General features: G+C 31.3%; 21 protein-coding genes and 1 pseudogene. 20 read left to right on the top strand and 2 right to left on the bottom strand.

Going from position 1 to position 21,581, the window contains the following annotated elements; all coding sequences use genetic code 11:
* Window positions 1-6: 6 nt before the first annotated feature.
* Window positions 7-186, top strand: a pseudogene (locus AC2D8I_RS15115) (transposase); the annotation flags it as partial.
* Between the two features lie 139 nt (window positions 187-325).
* On the opposite strand, the gene katG reads toward AC2D8I_RS15115, so the two are convergent.
* Complete coding sequence (gene katG / locus AC2D8I_RS15120) at window positions 326-2,533, bottom strand: catalase/peroxidase HPI (RefSeq protein WP_484706909.1); 2,208 nt, start codon at window positions 2,531-2,533, stop codon at window positions 326-328.
* Between the two features lie 211 nt (window positions 2,534-2,744).
* On the opposite strand from katG, the gene tpx reads away from it, so the two are divergent.
* The 19 genes from tpx (at window position 2,745) to AC2D8I_RS15215 (ending at window position 20,958) form a co-directional block, all read left to right on the top strand.
* Window positions 2,745-3,251 carry a thiol peroxidase gene (tpx, locus tag AC2D8I_RS15125; protein WP_484706884.1) on the top strand — a complete coding sequence of 169 codons (507 nt, stop codon included), beginning with the start codon at window positions 2,745-2,747 and terminating at the stop codon, window positions 3,249-3,251.
* Window positions 3,252-3,327: 76 nt separating this feature from the next.
* Window positions 3,328-3,693, top strand: a complete 366-nt coding sequence (locus tag AC2D8I_RS15130) for a diacylglycerol kinase family protein (protein WP_484706910.1) — start codon at window positions 3,328-3,330, stop codon at window positions 3,691-3,693.
* A 230-nt stretch (window positions 3,694-3,923) separates the two neighbouring features.
* Window positions 3,924-4,994, top strand: a complete 1,071-nt coding sequence (gene gcvT / locus AC2D8I_RS15135) for a glycine cleavage system aminomethyltransferase GcvT (RefSeq protein WP_484706885.1) — start codon at window positions 3,924-3,926, stop codon at window positions 4,992-4,994.
* 7 nt (window positions 4,995-5,001) lie between these two features.
* A complete protein-coding gene (locus tag AC2D8I_RS15140) occupies window positions 5,002-5,916 on the top strand; it encodes a glutaminase (RefSeq protein ID WP_484706886.1) in 915 nt (304 codons plus the stop codon).
* Between the two features lie 25 nt (window positions 5,917-5,941).
* Complete coding sequence (locus AC2D8I_RS15145) at window positions 5,942-6,775, top strand: sugar nucleotide-binding protein (protein ID WP_484706887.1); 834 nt, start codon at window positions 5,942-5,944, stop codon at window positions 6,773-6,775.
* A 59-nt stretch (window positions 6,776-6,834) separates the two neighbouring features.
* A complete protein-coding gene (locus AC2D8I_RS15150; RefSeq protein ID WP_484706889.1) occupies window positions 6,835-7,125 on the top strand; it encodes a 4a-hydroxytetrahydrobiopterin dehydratase in 291 nt (96 codons plus the stop codon).
* A gap of 64 nt (window positions 7,126-7,189) precedes the next feature.
* On the top strand, window positions 7,190-9,244 hold the full coding sequence (locus AC2D8I_RS15155; protein ID WP_484706890.1) for a carboxy terminal-processing peptidase: 2,055 nt from the start codon (window positions 7,190-7,192) through the stop codon (window positions 9,242-9,244).
* 5 nt (window positions 9,245-9,249) lie between these two features.
* A complete protein-coding gene (locus AC2D8I_RS15160) occupies window positions 9,250-10,284 on the top strand; it encodes a hypothetical protein (protein WP_484706891.1) in 1,035 nt (344 codons plus the stop codon).
* A 96-nt stretch (window positions 10,285-10,380) separates the two neighbouring features.
* Window positions 10,381-11,091, top strand: coding sequence for a YebC/PmpR family DNA-binding transcriptional regulator (locus AC2D8I_RS15165; protein WP_484706892.1), 711 nt, complete (start codon window positions 10,381-10,383; stop codon window positions 11,089-11,091).
* 247 nt (window positions 11,092-11,338) lie between these two features.
* Complete coding sequence (locus tag AC2D8I_RS15170; RefSeq protein WP_484706893.1) at window positions 11,339-12,034, top strand: cyclase family protein; 696 nt, start codon at window positions 11,339-11,341, stop codon at window positions 12,032-12,034.
* 826 nt (window positions 12,035-12,860) lie between these two features.
* A complete protein-coding gene (locus AC2D8I_RS15175) occupies window positions 12,861-13,166 on the top strand; it encodes a DUF1330 domain-containing protein (RefSeq protein ID WP_484706895.1) in 306 nt (101 codons plus the stop codon).
* 232 nt (window positions 13,167-13,398) lie between these two features.
* A complete protein-coding gene (locus AC2D8I_RS15180; RefSeq protein WP_484706897.1) occupies window positions 13,399-13,962 on the top strand; it encodes a magnetosome magnetite crystal formation protein family in 564 nt (187 codons plus the stop codon).
* A gap of 524 nt (window positions 13,963-14,486) precedes the next feature.
* Window positions 14,487-14,990 (top strand): hypothetical protein, encoded by a 504-nt coding sequence (locus AC2D8I_RS15185; RefSeq protein WP_484706899.1) that lies wholly within the window; start codon window positions 14,487-14,489, stop codon window positions 14,988-14,990.
* Between the two features lie 31 nt (window positions 14,991-15,021).
* Entirely contained in the window at window positions 15,022-15,693 is a 672-nt protein-coding gene (locus tag AC2D8I_RS15190; RefSeq protein WP_484706900.1) for a YiaD family glycine zipper/OmpA-like lipoprotein, read from the top strand.
* Window positions 15,694-15,922: 229 nt separating this feature from the next.
* The gene (locus AC2D8I_RS15195) at window positions 15,923-17,068 is read left to right on the top strand and encodes a hypothetical protein (protein WP_484706902.1); all 1,146 of its coding nucleotides are present in this window, start codon (window positions 15,923-15,925) and stop codon (window positions 17,066-17,068) included.
* Between the two features lie 7 nt (window positions 17,069-17,075).
* On the top strand, window positions 17,076-18,044 hold the full coding sequence (locus tag AC2D8I_RS15200) for a glycosyltransferase family 2 protein (protein ID WP_484706904.1): 969 nt from the start codon (window positions 17,076-17,078) through the stop codon (window positions 18,042-18,044).
* Window positions 18,031-18,663, top strand: coding sequence for a class I SAM-dependent methyltransferase (locus tag AC2D8I_RS15205; protein ID WP_484706905.1), 633 nt, complete (start codon window positions 18,031-18,033; stop codon window positions 18,661-18,663). Before AC2D8I_RS15200 ends, AC2D8I_RS15205 begins: the two co-directional genes overlap by 14 nt.
* 640 nt (window positions 18,664-19,303) lie before the next feature.
* A complete protein-coding gene (locus AC2D8I_RS15210) occupies window positions 19,304-19,660 on the top strand; it encodes a hypothetical protein (protein ID WP_484706906.1) in 357 nt (118 codons plus the stop codon).
* 509 nt (window positions 19,661-20,169) lie between these two features.
* Window positions 20,170-20,958, top strand: a complete 789-nt coding sequence (locus AC2D8I_RS15215) for a DUF4382 domain-containing protein (RefSeq protein WP_484706907.1) — start codon at window positions 20,170-20,172, stop codon at window positions 20,956-20,958.
* Window positions 20,959-21,044: 86 nt separating this feature from the next.
* Here AC2D8I_RS15215 and AC2D8I_RS15220 read toward each other — a convergent pair whose 3' ends face one another.
* Window positions 21,045-21,410, bottom strand: coding sequence for a hypothetical protein (locus tag AC2D8I_RS15220; RefSeq protein WP_484706908.1), 366 nt, complete (start codon window positions 21,408-21,410; stop codon window positions 21,045-21,047).
* Window positions 21,411-21,581: the final 171 nt, after the last annotated feature.

The following is a 21,581-nucleotide window of genomic DNA, read 5'->3' on the forward strand; positions in this document are numbered from 1 at the left end:
TCATAAGCGAAAAAAGGCATAGCCAAAAGAAAACAACGTTGTTGGGATGTAGAAGCTGTTTTTGGTAACATCAAACAAAATATGAACTTCAAACGGTTTATGTTAAGAGGGATGGAAAAGGTAAATGTGCAAATAGGGCTAATTGCAATGGCTCACAACCTTAAAAAGTATAGTTTAGCCATATAAACTAACTTTATTTTTTTTAGTTAAGAATTTTAACGCAAATATTCAAAACTAAAATCTATGTCTAAAAATAATAACAAAGAAAATCGCCTAAAATTTACTTTTTAGACGACCTCTTTTTATGCTTATCGTTTTTATTGCATTATGATAAATCAAAACGATCTAAGTTCATCACTTTTGTCCAAGCCGCTACAAAGTCGTGTAAAAATTTCGCTTTAGAATCCTTAGAACCATAAACTTCGGCAATCGCTCGAAGTTCCGCATTTGAACCAAATATAAGATCTACTCGTGTTCCTGTCCATTTAAGCACTCCTGTTCTACGCTCACGCCCTTCAAACACTTTATCATCATTTGAAATGGCCTTCCAAGTAATCCCTAAATCTAATATATTAACAAAAAAGTCATTACTAAGAGTCTCCTTACGCTCCGTAAACACGCCATAGTTCGAATGATTATAATTTGTATTCAACACCCTTAATCCACCAACAAGAACCGTCATTTCTGGTGCAGTAAGTGTTAATAACTGTGCTTTATCTACTAGTAATTCTTCTTCAGATGCTATATGATCGGGCTTTATATAATTTCTAAACCCATCAGCAGCTGGTTCTAATACAGAAAAGGACTCTACATCCGTTTGGGCTTGTGAAGCATCTCCTCTACCAGAAATAAAAGGCACTGTTATATTATGCCCAGCATTGCTAGCAGCCTGCTCTATTCCTACATTTCCTCCTAAAACAATTAAATCTGCCAAGGAAACGTCCCCTTCAAACTCTGCTTTTATTTTCGTTAACACCTCTAAAACGACAGCCAAATCACTAGGGTTATTAACTTCCCAATCTTTTTGCGGAGACAGTCGAAGCCTTCCACCATTAGCACCACCACGCATGTCTGAACCTCGAAAGGTTGATGCAGAAGCCCAAGCCGTAGACACCAACTGAGCGATAGATAATCCTGATGATAAAAGCATTGCTTTTAATGCTGCAATATCAGAATCATTAATTCCTTTACCTGTTTGAGTAGGAATAGGATCTTGCCATATAAGTGCCTCATTAGGAATTTCTGGCCCAAGGTACCTAGTAATTGGTCCCATATCTCTATGAGTTAATTTAAACCATGCTCTAGCAAATACTTCTTCAAATTCTTTGGGATTTTTATGAAAACGTTTAGAGATCTCAAGATACGTAGGCTCCATTTTAAGCGCCATATCTGCAGTAGTCATCATAAGTGCTTGTGTTTGGGACGCGTTCCCAGCCTTAGGTGCCATTCTTGCATTAGATGCTGCCGTAGGTGTCCATTGGTGTGCTCCTGCTGGGCTCTTAGTTAATTCCCAATCGTAATTTAATAATACCTCAAAAAAATCATGATCCCACTTAATAGGGTTCGGTGTCCAGGCGCCTTCTATACCACTTGTAATAGTATCATCTAAAAAACCTGTGCCATAAGTATTTTTCCAGCCTTTCCCCATTTCTTCAATAGAAGCACCAGCAGGTTCTGCACCTACATATTCATCGGGATTTGCTGCACCATGTGCTTTCCCAAAAGTATGACCTCCTGCAACTAACGCCACTGTTTCTTCATCATTCATTGCCATACGTCCAAAAGTTTCTCTAATATCTATAGCCGATGCTAAAGGATCTGGATTTGCATTGGGACCTTCTGGGTTTACATATATTAATCCCATATGTGCTGCACCAAGAGGTGCTTCTAATTCTCCGTCGGCATACCGTTCTGCATTTCCCATCCATTCTTTTTCAGAACCCCAGTAAATATCTTCTTCTGGGTGCCAAACATCTTCACGCCCTCCAGCAAAACCAAAAGTTTTAAAGCCCATAGATTCTAATGCCACATTACCTGCAAGAATCATTAAATCTGCCCAAGAAATTTTAGCGCCATATTTTTGTTTAATTGGCCATAATAATAACCGTGCTTTATCTAAATTTCCGTTATCTGGCCAGCTATTAAGAGGAGCAAAACGCTGATTTCCTGTTCCTGCACCTCCACGGCCATCAGATATACGATATGTTCCTGCACTATGCCACGCCATACGAATAAAAAAGGGGCCGTAATGCCCATAATCTGCAGGCCACCAATCTTGTGAATCCGTCATTAGATTTACAAGGTCTTTTTTAAGCCCATCATAATCTAAAGATTTAAAAGCTTCGGCATAATTAAATTCTTTATCCATAGGGTTCGACTTTAAGGGATTTTGCCTAAGGATATTCAATTTTAATTGATTGGGCCACCATTCTCTATTCGTGGTGCCACCACCTGCGCTTTCTTTTTGAGCTCCCCCCATAAATGGGCATTTACTAATATTTCCGCCTTGTGCTTCTAATTTTTTATCTAACATAACATCTTTTAAGTTTCTATATTCCATAAAGTTAAAAATTTATAACGTTCTCAATACTTAAAAAAAATTGATTGTTTTTATTTTACTATAATCATTACTTATAAACACATACAATCCCTAAAAAAAACATTTTGAAATAAAAAAGTTAAAAATTTGAGAGTATCATCTAATTAATGTCTATTTTTAATATTTAATTTTTAAAGCTAAAAATATGGCAACAGTAACCCTAAACGGAGATGCATTACAAACCTCCGGAAGCCTACCAAAAATAGGTGAAAAAATTCCAGATTTCACTTTAACAGCCAATGATCTTTCTTCAAAAACATTATCCGATTTCGCTGGTAGTAAAGTCGTTTTAAACATTTTTCCTAGTATAGATACAGGGACTTGTGCACAATCTGTTAGAGCCTATAATAAAGAAGCAGCTACCATAGAAAACACCAAAGTCTTATGTGTTTCAAGAGATTTACCTTTTGCTCAAGCGCGCTTTTGTGGAGCCGAAGGCTTAGATAACGTTGTGAGTCTTTCGGATTTTAAAGACGGGAGTTTTGGCAAGTCTTTAGGATTAGACTTTACAGATGGTCCTCTAGAAACTTTACATTCTCGCTGTGTCATTGTTTTAGATGAAAACGGCATTGTAAAATACACAGAACAAGTGCCAGAGCTTGTTAACGAGCCTAATTACAAAGCCTCATTACAGGCGCTATTAGACAACTAAAACTCCTATTAATTATCGAAGCGCTTTGCTATCTTACCTTGTAAAATAGCAAAGCGCTTTTATGGATTACTTTTATATGAACAACAAAGATTCCTTCCTAGTCAATAGAATTAAAAGTGTAGGCTACGCCTTTAAAGGGGCCTATATCCTAATTACTACTGAAGCCAGTTTAAAAATTCAATTTACTATTGGAGTAATTATGACTATCGCAGGTTTTTATTTTGGTTTATCTGCAACAGAGTGGATTGTTCAAATTCTTATTATAGCTTTAATTATGGCCTTAGAAGGTGTAAATACAGCTATAGAAGAAATTGCTAATTTTATTCACCCAGAATACCATCCTAAAATTGGTCTTATAAAAGATTTAGCTGCCGGTGCTGTATTCATTTTTGCAATAGCCGCCATAATTATTGGTTGTATAATTTATATTCCTAAATTTTAACGCCTAGACACCTCTATTTAGCTTCAGAACACACTAAAAAACACTCACTTACAACAAGATAACACAATTAGCGTTATTTTATTTATATTTATATTTATTCAATATTATTCAATCGAATTTTGAAAGACCTGTCAACTATTAAAATTAACCACTCTTAAATCGATTACAGTTATAAAACAAATCAATAATTTTTGATACTTTTACAACTCTTTAAAATTAAATGAATTCAAATGAAAAATATAGCATTAACAGAAACTCATAAAGCACTAGGAGCCAAAATGGTACCGTTTGCAGGATATAATATGCCTGTGCAATATGATGGCGTAAACATAGAACATGAAGCAGTAAGAACAGGAGTGGGTGTTTTTGATGTATCCCATATGGGCGAGTTCTTAATTGAAGGGCCTCATGCTTTAGATTTAATACAAAAAGTATGTAGTAACGATGCCAGTAAATTAACCATAGGAAAAGCACAATATTCATGTTTCCCTAATGATGATGGTGGTGTTGTAGATGATTTAATAGTATATAGAATAAAGGAAAACACATACCTACTAGTGGTAAATGCTAGTAATATTGAAAAAGACTGGCTATGGATTAATTCAAAAAATGATGTAGGTGCAACACTGCGCGATTTATCTGAAAGCTACTCATTATTAGCCATTCAAGGGCCAAAAGCAGTAGAAGCTATGCAAAGTCTGTCTAGTCATGATTTGGCAGCTATTAAATTCTACAATTTTGTAATTGGAGATTTTGCAGGTATTGAAAACGTTATCATTTCTGCTACAGGATATACTGGTAGTGGCGGATTTGAAATTTACTGTAAAAATGATGAAGCAAAACAAATATGGGATAAAGTAACCGAAGCTGGCGCTAAACCCATAGGCTTAGCCGCTCGTGACACTTTACGTTTAGAAATGGGGTACTGCCTTTATGGAAATGATATCGATGACACAACATCTCCATTGGAAGCTGGTTTAGGATGGATAACTAAATTTTCTAAAAAATTCACAAATTCGGAAGCTTTAGAAGTACAAAAACAGGAAGGTGTTACACGTAAACTAATAGCCTTTGAGCTTACAGAGCGTGGTATTCCTAGACAAGGTTATGCTATTGTTGATGATGAAGGTAAAAATATTGGAACAGTAACCTCTGGAACAATGTCGCCTTCTTTAAACAAAGGTATTGGTCTAGGTTATGTCCCAACCGCTTTTGCTGGAGTAAACAGTAAAATAAACATTAAAATTCGTAAAAACATAGTCCCTGCAACTATTGTAAAACTCCCTTTTTACAAAGGATAAAATAAGTATGCAAAATTTTCAAGAAGTTATTGAATCTATTTATAATGAATTGAGAAAGACTCCAGAAAAAGGAGTTGTAGCTTCGTATATTCCTGAGCTATCCAAGCAAAGTACAAAAAGTTTTGGAATTCATTTACAACATATAGACGGCCGCACATTTCAAATTGGAGATTGGAATGTGCCGTTCTCTGTTCAAAGTATTTCCAAAGTTTTAGCATTATCTAAGGCCATTGCTTTTGAAAATAACCATATCTGGGAGCGTATAGATGTAGAACCTTCTGGAAATCCCTTTAATCACTTATCCTTATTAGAATTAGAAAATGGGATTCCAAGGAACCCCCTAATTAATGCAGGAGCCATAGTCGTTGCAGATATCCTAATAACACACCTTAAAAACCCTAAACAAGATTTTTTAAATTATGTTAGAAATCTTGTGGGTGATCATACTATAAATTACAATTTGGATGTTGCAGCTTCAGAACAACGTACAGGATTTAAAAATTATGCTGCCGCAAATCTTTTAAAATCGTTTGGTAACCTAAACAATGACGTCGCAACTGTTTTAGATTTTTACTTTCATCAATGTGCGCTAGAAATGAGCTGTACACAATTATCTACTGCTTTTTATCTTTTTGCTAATAAAGGACAATGTATTAATGGTAAACAACACCTTAGCACTAGCCAAGCTAAAAGAATAAATGCCATCATGCTTACTTGTGGTTTTTATGACGAAGCTGGAGAATTTGCTTTCGAAGTTGGATTACCTGGAAAAAGTGGTGTTGGCGGTGGTATTATTGCTTTACTCCCTAATGAATTTGTTATCTCCATATGGTCTCCAGGTTTAAACAAAAAAGGCAACTCTCTTTTAGGAATGCAAGCCCTAAAACAATTTACAACCGCAACTGGACGTTCTATTTTTTAGAAAAAATGAATTCCAGATATTATTAATGAAACAAAATGTAAATAAAAAAAATACAATTCTAATTTTAGGCGCTAGTGGATTTATAGGTCAGGCATTATACAAAGAGCTTTCCCCCTATTTCAAAACCTTTGGCACATACTGCACAGATAATATTACCTTTAATAAAAACCAACATTACTTTCAATACAATGTAGAGCATGATGACATTTATGACATTCTAGAAGCTTTAAAACCAACTATTATTATTTCTGCACTTCGTGGAAATTTTTCTGCTCAAACCATAGCGCATAATCATATTTCGGATTATATATTAGCAAAAAAAGTAAAACTTATTTACCTCTCCTCTGCCAATGTTTTTGATGCATATAGCAAATACCCTAGTTATGAGTTAGACAAAACGTTAAGTCACAGCATTTATGGCCATTTCAAAATTAAAATTGAAAACATATTGCTTCGTATGCCTAAAAAACAAGTGGCTATACTACGCCTACCTATGGTTTTTGGGGTACAATCTCCTCGTATAAAAGACATTAAAACTGCCTTAAAAGAGAAGACTCCTATTGAAGTGTTCCCAAACCTTATAATAAATGTGACTACAGATAAAAAAGTCACACAACAAATACACTATATTATCAATCAGAAAAAATATGGTATCTTTCACTTAGGGAGTCAAGATTTAGTTCATCATGACGATTTTATAAAAGAAATAACAACCGTATTAAGTGATTCTAAATCACTTATAAAACAAGTCTTTACAACAAACGACGATCGCTATCTTGCTGTACTCCCTAAGCATAACAAACTTCCAAAACATTTACAGTTAAAAAGCAAAGATGTTTTAAAAATGCTTGCCATTTAGTTTGGTCTTCCCTTAAAAATGTTTAACTTATACTCAATTCAATCCAAAACTTTAATAAAATGTCTAAGTTATCTAATCAAGAAATAGAGAAACTCCTAATAAAATTACCCGAATGGGATTATTATGATAATGCCATTCATACAGAATATGAATTTGAAAATTTTAAGGATTGCTTTAGCGCTATGAGTCGTATTGCCTTTGAATGCGAAGCTCTTAATCATCATCCCGATTGGTCCAACACATATAATGTATTAAAAATAAAGTTATCTACGCATGATGATGATGGTGTTACGATGAAGGACTTTAATCTTGCTGAAGCTATAGAAGCCATCGTTGAAGAAGAAGAATAACAATTTTGCTTAATCCTTTAAGTTTAGTCTTGTTTAACTTTTTCATCTTACGCCAACTTATTTAATGATTAATAAATCCTTCGTTCTCTTCATTAGCTTTTTATCGCTATATAGTTATAGCCAAGATAACCCTATATTTTGTGAGCAAGTTTTAGCCATTCAATCTTTGGTGAAGTCAAATCACTACGCACCAAAAGCATTAAATGATAGTACCTCAAAAAGTATTTTCAACCTCTTTATAAAGCAATTAGACGCAGACAAAGAGGTATTTACTCAAAGTGATATAGAGCAATTAAAGTCAGACCTTTTCAAATTTGATGATTATCTTGCTGCTTCCGATTGTAGTTTTATTAATAAGTATAGAGAAACACTGCTTTTTCGAATACAATTTATAGCCTATAGACTTAGCAAAATAAAATCTGAAGCATTAGATTACACAGGAAAACAAACCCTACAGTTTATTCCGAATAAAGACTATAGTTTCTATAAAGATGAGAATGCTTTAAACAAAGCCTTACTAAAAAAAATAAGTTATAAAACGATTATTAAACTTATAGATAATGAAAAAACAATAGACTCCATTACTAAAAACTTTAAAACACTAGAACAGAAAGCTAAACTTGAGGTGATTGAAAACGAACTCTGTCTTCTCAATGAGATTTTAAATAAAGATGGAGGATTAGATCGTTTTGTAAAAGAAGGGTTTTTAAACGCTCTCGTTAAAGTTAACGATCCAAATTCTAATTACTTCAACAATACAGAAAAAACCAGTTATTTAAACAAGCTTTCAAAAAACCAATTATCCTTTGGAATCATTACTAAAAAAAATAAAAAGGGAGAAATTGTTATCGCTCATATTATTCCTGGAAGTACCGCTTTCAAAAATGGCAATCTTGAAAAAAACGATATTATAAAATCGTTATCTTCTAACCTTTCAAACATAAAAACCCAATGTGTTTCTAATGCGGATATCGAATTATTTTTAAGCAATGAAAACCATAAAACAGTAACCTTTTCTGTAAAAAAGAAGAATGAAACATTACAACACATTACCTTAACCAAGAGTAAAATAAAAGTGGATGCTAATGCTATTAGAGGCTATTTAATAAATACAGATACACTACTGGGCTATATTAGAATCCCTAGTTTTTATAGCAATATGGAATCCCCTAATGGGCGTGGACTAACAGCAGATATTGCCAAAGAACTGTATAAACTTCAAAAAGAAAATATTGCAGGTTTAATTCTAGATTTACGTTTTAATGGTGGCGGATCTATGCAAGAAGCTATAGAATTATCGGGAATGTTTATTGATAGAGGTCCTGTTTCTATCATTAAATCCAACACAGGAAAAATTTTTACCATTCGAGATAATAAACGCGGTAGTTTTTATACAAAACCCATTGTTATTATTGTTAATAACTATAGTGCTTCGGCATCTGAATTTTTTGCTGCAGCAATGCAGGATTATAACAGAGCAATAATCATTGGTTCCAATACCTATGGTAAATCTAGCGCACAGAACATTATACCACTCAGTCAAAATAAAATATTAGGTTTTAGCAAGCTAACCGTAGAGGCTTTTTATCGCGTTACAGGAAAAAGCCACCAATCTGTAGGCGTTACTCCCGATATCAACCTGCCTTCACTGTATGATGGTTTAAAAGACACAGAATATTATAAACCAAATGCACTGGCTAATGATTCTATAGCTGTAAAAATAAAACATACGCCGTTAAAGGCTTTATGCCTAGATAGCATCATTATAAAAAGTAAAAATAGAGTTAAAACAGAAAGTGCCTTTCAAGACATAAAAGAAGCCAATATTGCACTTTATAACTTATTATTTAAAAAAGGAATCCCCTACCCTTTAACATTACCATCGATATTAGCTAAAAGAGAAAGTAGAAAACAAGAGATGAATACTATTTTTAAAAATGACTCTAAAGCACTCCCTGTTTTATTTAAAATAACAAATACAAAATCCAATCAAGAACTTTTAGAATACAATGCAACAGATAAAGAGCTAAATAATCAAACCATACAAAAACTCTCTCAAGACATATACATAAAAGAAGCTCAAAATATTTTAAAAGATTATATAAATTCAAATCAATAATTTTAATGAAAAACCTAATACAAATAGTTTTCGTTATACTATTCACTGTTTCGCTTCAAGGTAATGCTCAAAGCTTTAATTCGGCTTTAGAGTATTTAGAATTTTTACGTAAAGAACAAGAAACAGTAACCAAAAGTACTTGGCGATATACTAAAGCTTTAGCCCACAGTAAAAACAACAGAAGTGTAACCAATAAAAGAAAAAAATTAATACACACTGTAAAAGCATCTATAGCCAAGATTGAAAAAGCAGAAGCTTTTGAAGGTAATGACTATAAAAACAACATTTTAAAACACATGCGCTTAAATGAACACGTTTTAAAAAAAGACTATGCAAAAATTGTAGATATGAAAGCTGTCGCTGAAGAGTCTTATGACTTAATGGAAGCCTACATCTTGGCACAAGAAATAGCAGACAAAAAAATGGCTGAATCACAGATTGAATATGAAGCCCATTTTTACGATTACGCTAAAAAATACAATATAAACATTGTAGAAAGTAATAATGATCTTGGAGAAAAAATGAAGATTTCTAATAAGGTATTTAAACACTCTAATGATTTGTATCTTATTTTTTTTAAAGTGTATATAAACGAAGTACATTTATGGCGTTCTATAAACAATAATGACGTTAGCGGCATACAACAAAATGCCAATGCCTTAAGTGAAACTGCAAAAGAAGGCTTAGAAATCTTAAAAACTCAGGAATTATATAAAACAGATCAAAGTATTGTATTGGCTACAAAAGCCGTATTTCAATTCTTTATTGATGAAGCAGATCAAAAAATCCCTCAAATCGCAGATTTTATCATTCTAAATGAAGATTTAAATACCATAAAAAACACCTTAGAAAAAACGCCAGAAAAAGATAGAACAAAAGCACAAATAGAGGCTTACAATGCCAAAATAAAAACCATTAACAAAGCTGGAGCTAACTATAACAAGCTAAACGCTAATCTAAATACAAGCAGACAAAAGGTCTTAAATAAACTGGAAGAAACAAAACTGAAATTTTTATCAAGACACATTCCAAAGGATTAAGGGATTTACAAGGATTTTTTTAAATTTGTAAGCATAAATAAAATGAATTGTAAATAAAACACATCCTTTTATCAAGGAATAAAAATAAAAACGACTATGGGAAGAGCTTTTGAATTTCGTAAAGCACGTAAAATGAAACGTTGGTCTGCAATGAGTAAAGCCTTTACACGTATTGGAAAGGATATTGTAATGGCCGTAAAAGAAGGAGGTCCTGATCCTGCAAGTAATTCACGCTTACGTGCTGTGATCCAAAATGCAAAAGCAGTTAATATGCCCAAGGATAATGTAGAACGGGCCATTAAAAAAGCAAGTGAAAAAGGGCAAGGCGATTATAAAGAAGTACTCTTTGAAGGTTATGCCCCACATGGTATTGCCATTTTAGTAGAAACCGCAACAGACAATAATACAAGAACTGTAGCTAATGTGCGCAGTTATTTTAATAAATGCGATGGAAGCCTAGGGACTTCTGGCTCTGTTGTATTTATGTTTGATCATACCTGTAACTTTAGAATTCCAATTGAAGGACTGGATCCTGAAGTATTAGAATTAGAATTTATAGATTTTGGAGCAGAAGAAGTTTTTGCTGACGACGATGGGATCTTAATATACGCTCCCTTTGAAAATTTTGGAGCTATACAAGCTGAATTAGAAAACCGTAACATCGAAATACTGTCTTCTGGTTTTGAACGTATTCCACAAGTCACAAAGGCATTAACCACTGAACAAGTTGCTGATGTAGAAAAACTTTTGGAAAAAATAGAAGAAGACGATGATGTTCAAAATGTTTACCACACCATGTCTAACTAAAAGTCTATAAAACAAGCAACAAGAGGCTGTCTAAAAAGACTGTCTTTTTAGGCAGCCTCACTTTATTAAAACCAACACAAGTGCTTTTGAGTTAAAAGCCCTACTCTTAGATTTCATCAAAAATGCTTAATAATCTTAAATAAAAAAAGCAAGTTATTTTATTTATACTATTTTGTTAGCTTTGAGGAAGGCTTATGCAATTGTATTAAAAAATAATGAGTGCAAGCATTTGAAAAATCGAAACTAAATGATAGAAATTATTGATTTAAGTCAAGAAATTTATGCAGGAATGCCCGTTTTTAAAGATCTTCCACAAGTTAAAATGGAAATCCACAATTCTCACGAAGAATGGGATGGCATTAAGAACCCTAAAAAAAGAACTCCTGCTGTACATAAATTAGAACTTGGAGAACATACAGGAACTCACGTTGACGCCATAAATCATATGGCAAAAGAATATGAAGGGCAATCAATAGATACAATGCCTTTATCTATGTTTTATACAGAAGGAATTTGTTTGGATTTCTCACATAAAAAACTAAGAGAATTAATCACTCCAATTGAAATTGAAAAGGCTTGTAAAAAAGAAGGTCTGGCTATTAAAAAAGGGGATACGGTTTTAATTTACACAGACCATTACCGAAAACATTATAACGGAATAGATTGGGGAAATGGCCCTGGTATTTCTATCGAAACCGCTCGCTGGTTAGGAGAAAGGAAAATTTCGGCATTTGGAGTTGAAACAATGTCTCCAGGTGTTCCAAAACTATCAAATAAAGAAGTGCATCATATTTGTGGAGAATTAGGTTTTACCCATTATGAAAATATGATAAATCTTGATTTATTAATTGGAAGGGGACGATTCCGATTTATTGGACTCCCTTTAAAAATTAGAGGCGGAACAGGTTCCCCTGTTAGAGCAGTTGCTATATTTGAAAAATAAATTGAACCAAAAACACCGTTAGGTATAAATTAAATGTTATTGAACTGACACCAGGAGACAACAACAAAATATCAAATGAACTTTAAACTGCCTGTTTTTTTCAAATTGCTTTCATTAATCAAGGCCAAGGATAGTTTAGTCCTTAAATAGATTGGAGTGATATTTTAAATTTCAAACTAATCCATTTGAGAGAAAAACGCGGATACGTTGAAGTATTAAAAATACTATAATTGTGAAAAATGAGATGCTAATGATTTTCCCTTTATAATTTATTTACCCTAAAGATAAAGCTTCCACACATCTACAAAATTCAAAAAATAATTGAATTAAAAAATTATAAAAAACACAATCATTAACAAAGGGTAGATCCCAAGAATTATGATAAAATAAAATGTGTTCAATAATTATTCTTATATCTTGACAAAATATTTAGCAATCTTATTTTTTAAATGAACTGCTTTATCTATATTATTTGTTAGCTTTAGACTAGCCTTATAGGTTTGTATTAATAACTTATTAACATACAATAATTAGTGCCTATTTTCAAAAAATGAAATTATATGATTACTAAAAGTAACGAGAAAAAAGATTTTAATATAATATACGAAATAATAAATGATGCCCCTATGCCTATAAAGGAATTATTCTCGTGTAAGTAACAAATACTAACAATAGTTGCCCTGCTCAAGTTAATGATTTCAAAAAATCAACTAATTTAGTATCAATCTAAGCTTTAGCTGATGTAAACTATACCACTAAATAAGCACTTAAAACATTTCTATGATTTGTCTAATTGTTATAAAAAACGAATAATTTATAAAATTAAATGTCAGCATATATAATATATAATTACAACATCACAAATCGTGACGAAATTGACAAATTATCAAAACGATCTAAGGCTTCTGATAAGAAATCAAAATATAATCCTAAAGTCATAGTTTCTAACATTATAAAACCAATAGAAGGCACAACTAAACTAAATCATATGGTTATATATGAATTTGATAATCTTGATTCGGCAAATAAATGGTACTATGAAGAAAGCTGTAAAGATGTACAAAAACTAAGACAAAGTATTACGGAAGGTTGGGTAACTATAGTTGAAGGTTATCAACCTAATGAATTTTGAATTTAACCTGTTGAGTAAATAAAACAAAATGCCAATAAGGATTTCATAAATCCGCCTGATTTAATGTAAACTCTAATCATTAAATTGTGTAACGGTATCTTTAACAAACATTCTAAAAAACTCAACAAAATCAATAAATTGACAAGAATGCCGCAAATATGCCGCAAAGAAACCGCTATCAAGAAGATCGTTTCATAGCTAGTTTTACGAAAACAATAAATCAAAATTAATTATGAGTGAAATTGGAAAAAAAATTAAGGAATTAAGAACGAAAAAACTTCTTTCTCAAGAAGATTTAGCTGAATCTGCAAAGATTAATTTAAGAACAATTCAACGAATTGAAAATAATGAAAGTGAACCTCGTGGAAAAACGCTCAATTTGATATGTAAAGCTCTTGACATAAACGCAGAAGACATTTTAGATTACGGAAAACAAACTGACAAAACTTATCTTGCAATTTTCCATCTTACTGTGCTGACCTTTATAGCCATTCCTGTTGGAAACATAATTATTCCTCTAATTATGTGGATGAATAAAAAAGATAAAATAATTGGACTTAAAAAAATCGGAGCTAACTTATTGAACTTTCAAATCGTTTGGTCTATTTTGAGTTTTATTTCAATTACTACTTCCGCTATATTTAAAATTATGCATTATGGATATTATCAAATTCTGTTTTATATATTCATGGGGCTTTATGCCTTGAATATAATATTACCTATATTTTTTGCGATTAAAGTCAATAAAGGAAAGACAGGAATTTTATATCCGAATTTAATAAAACTGATAAAATAACTATTAACATAAACTATAACCGCTTCAAAAAGTACTAAAATTTTCCAAAATAGTCTTTTCTAGGGCTTTTATTTTGTTATGACTAGCATTAATATTTTTGAATTAAATTTTAGAACACCTCTTAAATTAGTTCTTCTATAACAAGCTTTGGTTGTCTGATACAGAAACGCTAAAAAGGATATTACTTAATTTTTGATAAAATACCTCTCTAGAATTTACGCATTGTTATTAAATATGGAGATTCATTTTTTCTTAATATTCTTTTCCCTTTACCTAATTAAAATTAAGAAATAACAGTTTGTTTCTAACCGAACATCTTATCTTTATTGGTAAATTTGCACCATGAATAGCCTTATAAAATATATTAATACTTAATTAAAAAAGTTGTCCTTTTGTTATGTTTATGTTTCCTTTTAAAAATCCTCGCATACAAAATGGCACCCATTTTATACAAACACATAAGGCTTCATTAAATAAAGAACTAACAATCATTAAAAAATATTAGATAATAAAAAATAGATATTATGAAAAAACTCATCACAATTAGTATTATTTTTTCGATACTCGTTAGCTGTGGATCAACAAAAGAACTTAATGGCATTCCAGGAAAAAAAACATTAAAAGGAGAATGGCGAGTTGATAAAATAGATTTTTTTGGAGCTGAAGGGACTTATAAAGCATTTATGTTCGGTATGGCAGACTCTTATTGCTTTAAAAACAGTATATGGATGTTCATTCCTAACAATTATACTGGTAAATTTACTTTAGCATCCAATGCTTCAAATTGTGAATCTACAACAGCTCGGATACGATGGTCCTATTTTGATTCGGATATAGAACGTGCTATCCAATTCAAATATACTGATAATAAAAACAGATCATTAGATCCTATGAATAGAGGGTATCGTATGAAAATAAAAAGCCTAAATCAAACCAATATGAAAATAGAATTGGACTTGGAACACGAAGGCGCACCATTTACCGTTGTAATGTATATGTCAAAAATCTCAAATAACGTAGTCCTCTAACTTATTATAATTAAAAACTAAATTTCTAGACATGAAAAAAATATTAAAAACAAGCCTAATAATTACGATGACTTTACTTTTAGTAAATTGTAATGCTATAAAAAATGCAAATAAAACTCAAAAAGGCGCTGGAATTGGTATCGCTGCTGGTGCAATTGCAGGTGGAATTATAGGAGGCAACCTTAAAGGAGCGCTTATTGGCGCTGCTATTGGAGGTGTTAGTGGCGGCATAATTGGCAATGTAATGGACAAACAAGCTAGAAAAATTGAAGAAGCAATTCCTGGTGCAGAAATAGAGCGCGTAGGCGAAGGGATTCATGTGATTTTTGATGAAAATAGTGGTGTTAACTTCGCCACCAATAAATCAGATTTAACGCCTAAATCGCAATTAAATCTTGATAAAATCGCCACGGTTCTTCTTGAGTTTCCAGATACAAACATTACCATACAAGGGCATACGGACAATACAGGAAACGACGACTATAACCTTAGCTTATCAAGAAAAAGAGCAGAATCTGTAGCGAAATACTTAAGTTCAAAAGGCGTACTTTTTTCGCGTTTTAACATCGAAGCATTTGGAGAAAGCGCACCGCGATATGATAATAGTACGACTCAAGGACGCGCACAAAATAGAAGAGTAGAAATGGCAATAAGCGCAAATCAAGATATGATTGAGGATGCGCAGGCAAAACAACATAATTAATCTTAAACAAATAAAGGAAGCCCGAAAAAAAATCATTACAAAAAGCACCTAAAGCATAAAAAGTCTCTATAAAAAGAGGCTTTTTGCATTTACATATATACATGTTTTTTTAGTAAGAGTAGAATAAAGCGGCTTAAATATTTCATTATTTAAAAATAAAAGTATCTTGCACGAAGAAAATAAGTGTAAGCAGATCCCTTAAAATATAAGCTCTAGAATATTAAAAAATATGAAAATTTTAAATGCTATTAAACAAGAAAAAATATTTACACTTATCTTCTTCCTTAGTTTTATTTCTGCACTACGCTCTCTTATTTTACCTCTTCAAGGAGATGAATTAACTTATGCTCAAATTGCAGACAACATATTGTCTGGACGCTATTATCAAGTAAACTCCCCTTCTACTGTTAGCCCAATTATTCCTTTTATTATGGCCTTTTTTAAAGTTAACTCATTCCCTTCCTTAGGTTTTGTTTTGCATAAGCTTTTTAATATTGGATTGATGTTTTTGGGATTTAGATTCACTTATTTATTTCTAAAAAAACAACACCTTAACAAAAGAATAATCTTAGCCATATTAGCGCTTACTGCCACAAATACTGTTGGGATTACCTTTTTTACAAGTTTATACCCAGAAGCCCTTTTATTCTTTTGTTTTTGGAGCTTTATGTATTACTCAAATTCTGAGATCAATACAGGTACTTTTTTAAAAACACTAGCCTTATTTTTATTATTATCCATTACGAGATATTTATACCTTGTACTTGGTGTAATAATATTATTCAAATTCTTCCAACATTATAAATCTAGGGATAGTAAATCTATTTATAAACTGATTATATTTGGTTTTATACTAAGTACTCCTTTACTATTTTGGTTCAAATATGTTTATAATATTGAAAGCCAGAATCTATCAGAAATAAGTTATTTCAACAGATTTAAAACAGATAATCAACTCCTTTATAATATTAAATCTGGCCTTGGTTTAATTCAACATCATGAGGTGGGTAAAATAAATGGCATTCCTGCTTTCATATCCCTTTTTGTACCAATAACAGGTCTACGAAATTATGCGCTTAGTGTTCTTCTTATTCTAGGATTTATTTATGGTTATAAAAAGAACTTAAATACCCAAGGACTAAAAATTCTTTTGGCATCTATAATTTTGTTAATGCTAGGTTTAATTATCGCAGGAACTGGTTTTAGTAGGTACTGGCTAATTCTTTTACCTGGTTTTTTATTAGGTTATTATTTGTTAGTAAGTAAATTTAAAATAAAAGATGAATGGTTTATTTATACCGCTCAAATTATAAGCTTCATTTATATTGCAAACGAATTGAGACTTAATTATCTCATTTTAAGCAAACACCTTTAGACCTACTATGAAAAAGACACCCCAAAAAAAAATAATAGTTTATATGCCTGCTCTAAACGAAGAGGAAACTATTTACAAAGTATTAAAATCTATACCAAAAACACTAGCTAATTCTATAGTGCCAGAATTACTCGTTATTAATGATGGAAGTACAGATAAAACTAGAGAAGAGGCTACTAAAGCTCATGCTACAGTAATAGATCATAATTACAATAAAGGTGTTGGTAGTGCCTTCCAAACAGCAGTGAATTATGCTTTAAAAAAAAATATAGATATCCTTGTTAGTATAGATGCCGATGGCCAATTTGATGTTAATCAAATCGAAGAGATGATTACACCTATAATCAACCATGAAGTAGATTTTTGTATTGGCAACAGATTTGCGAATGCAAAACCTTCTAAAATGCCCAAAATAAAGTATTGGGGCAATAAACAAATTAGTAAAATTGTAAGCTTTGTTGGAAAAACAAAAATTAAAGACGCTTCCTGTGGTTATAGAGCATACTCTAAAGATTGTTTATTGAGTTTGAATTTACAAGGCGATTTCACCTATACCCATGAGACCATTTTAGACTTACTAAATAAAGGTTATAGAGTAAAACAAATACCTGTTTATGTTACTTACTTTGAAGAAAGAGTCTCTCGAATAGCTAATAACCTTTTTAAATATGGGTTTAAGACCTCAATTATAATTTTTAAGTGTTTAAAAGATTATAATCCTTTTAGGTTTTTTTCGTGGATGGCCTATTTTGTACTTTTAATTTCTATGATTTCTGGAGGTTTTGTTGCAATTCATTGGTATTTAAACGACGTTATTACACCATATAAGAGTATTGGAATTATTGCTTTGTCGCTTTTAGGAATGTCGGTAATATTATTTGTTTTAGCTTTTTTAGCCGATATGCTCAACCGCATTCGCAATAACCAAGAAAAATTACTTTACCTTATTAAAAAGAATTATTTTGAAGAAAATTGATCATTCTAAACTAACAGCGAAACCAGAAACTGAAGATTTTTCTGGTAAATATGAAGACTCAGGGTTTATTGCTAAATATTTAGTTAATAATTATTTTAACGCCGTTAAAAGATTATTATCTAAAACTAACAATGTTAAAACAGCACATGAAATAGGTATTGGAGAAGGATTATCTACAGTACGTTTAAGTAAAATGGTTGAGAGTTTATCTGCTTCAGAATATGTTGAAGAACTTGTAGAAAAAGCTCAAAAAAACAACCCCAAATTAAAAATATTTCAAGAAAGTGCTTATGAATTACAATATGAAGACTCCTCTGTTGATTTAGTGTTTTTACTTGAAGTACTAGAACATTTAGATTACCCAGAAGCAGCTCTGTCTGAATTAAAAAGAATATCAAAACAATATTTAATTTTAGGAGTTCCTCGTGAACCACTCTGGAGGTTTTTAAATATATGCAGATTCAAATATCTTAAAGACCTAGGAAATACTCCTGGCCATCTAAATCATTGGTCAAAAAAATCAATCGTAAGATTAATTGAAAAAAATTACGGAGAAATAATAGCTGTTGAATCTGTTATCCCATGGACAATCGTTTTAGCTAAAAAAAAGAAACCCTAATTTTTTAGTGACTAAATATAATCATGCTAAAAAAAATATTAGATAAAAAAACCAGAAAATTAGCTGTAAAGTACATCTTATTAAGCCTCATTAGCTATGGTTTTATTTTTTTAGGAATTATATTCTTAGTCGAAGTTTTAAATGCCTCCGAAACAATGTCTTTTGTCTCGATATACGCTATAAATTATTTGTTTTTATATACTGTACAAAATAAATATATATTTCAAACAAAACATAACTTAAAGAAATTGATCCGCTTTATAATTTATTTAGTAGTATTTTATTTATTAGCAATTTTTTTATTCAATACAGGAACAAAACTTGGGTTACAATATTTAATATCTACAGCTTTAACCATAATCATATTATTCCCTTTAAGACTACTAGTTTTAAAAAAAGTAGTTTATAAAGATTGAACTACACTTTACATCAACCAAACTTTTATCTAAATTCTTTTCACCAAAAAAAACCACACAAAATATAATTACATTTACCTTTAAAACATTAAATATTGTTTATCAATTTATACTGTAAAATTAATTTTAAATTGTAGTTATGCTTAAGAACAATAAACTACAAATCAATAATTTATATTACTAAAAAAAAACCAAACTCATAAAAAAAATAATCTTATCCATCATTGGGATATAAGTTTAGCCCCTTAAATTCATCTGAAGTATTCAATGACATGTTTTCAATTGGAAATTACGAATATTCAATAGATAACGAGGATTATGGAATGATGGAACAAATTGGAATAAACTATTCCCCTATTGTAACTGGCGATAATCATTACGAATCTTACGGTACAATAGAATCCAGAAATTCTTTTAAAATCACTAATTCACAAGAGGATAACGCTTATTTATTAGGCACTTTAGTATCTCTAAGTCAATTGATTGAAGGTGCGTTTTCTGTAAAATTATACAATTCAGAAGACAGCTCAGATATCATAGAAATTACCGAAGGACAATTTAAGATTTCGGTAACAAAATAACGCCTTGTATAATACTTATTTAATATTTTTAAAACTTCACCCTTAAATACAGTAAGGAAAAATATTCAATTAAAATAAAAAAGCTAAATATTAGCTTTTAATATTCATTAAATATTGGCTCAAGCTTTTTTAAACAAAGTTTGAGCTATTATATTTTTAATAGATATACCAACTCTTGGCAGCGACAATAATTAAGGGTTTTAAAAATCAATTATTAAATACTATAAGTTTAAAACTGAACAAACTCAAGTAAAACCCTAACAATCATTAAATTACATTAACACAGTATTAATTATCCTGTAGATTAAGACTTGTTTGTCTTGAAAATTATATTATATTCATGCTCTTCCCTATTAATTTAATCCTCTTTAAATCAAGTATTTTCTATAACACTTATTTTAAATGTTAAAATTTAGTTAAAATAAACTTGAATTTTTATTAAAAACAATCCCGTTATAGTTTCTTATCGTAACTTATTAAACATATAAAATCCATTTAATATTAAAATTATGAAAAACATGTTTAAGTTTTTAGTACTATTTTTCACATTAATTTGTGTCTCGAGTTGTAATGACGATGATGACTCAAACAATAATGAAGAAAATGGAACCGCCAGAATGGCTATTACGTTAACAGATGCTCCAGGTGATTATGAAGCTGTGTTTGTAGATGTAAAAAATGTAGTAATTAAATACAATGATAACGAAGAAGAGACCTTCTTCTCTGACGTAAACGCAGGAATTTATGACTTATTAGAGCTTACAGCGGGTATAAATGTTTTATTAGTAGATGAAGATATTCCTGCTGGTAGCATTAGTCAAATAAGACTTATTTTAGGAGATGATAACACAATAGTTGTTGATGGTGAAACATTTCCTTTAGACACACCTTCTGCAGAACAATCTGGCTTAAAGGTTCAGGTAAACGAAACTCTTGAAGAAGGTATCGCTTATGAATTTACTTTAGATTTTCAGGTAGACAAATCTATATTGCAAACAGGAAATGGGAGTTACAAATTAAAACCAGTAATTAGAGCATCAATAACTTCAGAAACAGGCTCAATCTCAGGCAGCGTATTACCGCTTGGAACTCAAACATTCGTGACAGCTCAAAATGATATTAATGAAATTTCAACCTTTACCAATGATTCAGGTGAATTTTTATTAAGCGGGGTTCCAGAAGGAACATATACCGTAACTTTTGAAGCTGATACAGCTTTAAATTTACCCGCAATTATAGTAGAAAATGTAGAAGTTAGTATAGGAGAGGTTACCACTCTAGAAACTGTTAACTTTTAGAAAAAAATCATTTACAAATATAAAAAGCGGTCTAAAATCTTAGATTTTAGACCGCTTTTTATATTTGTAATCCTGATCGCTTTAATTTAAATTTTTAAAACAAATTCTTTAATTTTTTCACCAATCAATTCTGGATTATCCTCTTGAATAAAATGGGTCCCCGCACCAATATTAACAACTTCCATATTTGGAATATTCTCAATTACCCAATCACGCACAGGTTCTGGCATAAACGCACCTGGTTCTGCATAAAAAAATAATTTTGGAATCTTAGACTTTTGCAATTGCGCCCTATAGTTTTTAACAATAGCAGAGGTTAGTTCTGGTTTCCCATCAAACGGAACTTGAGAAACAAACTTCCAAATAGGTGCTCTACTTTCTATGGTTTTAAAAGGTTCTTTATACGCATTAAAAGCCTCTTCAGTTAATCCACTAACAATCCAAGTAGGCAAAATGGACTTGCTATCTTAGATTGGACGTTAAGTTGAGTTACTATCTTGCTTGATTTTAACTTAGAGAATTATGAGACAAAAATCACGTCATTTCACGTTAGAGTTTAAACAGAAAGCAGTAGAGTTAAGTTATTTGAAAGCAGATGTAAAATTAGTTGGACAAGAATTAGA

It is taken from the genome of Lacinutrix sp. YIN62, from assembly GCF_057219185.1.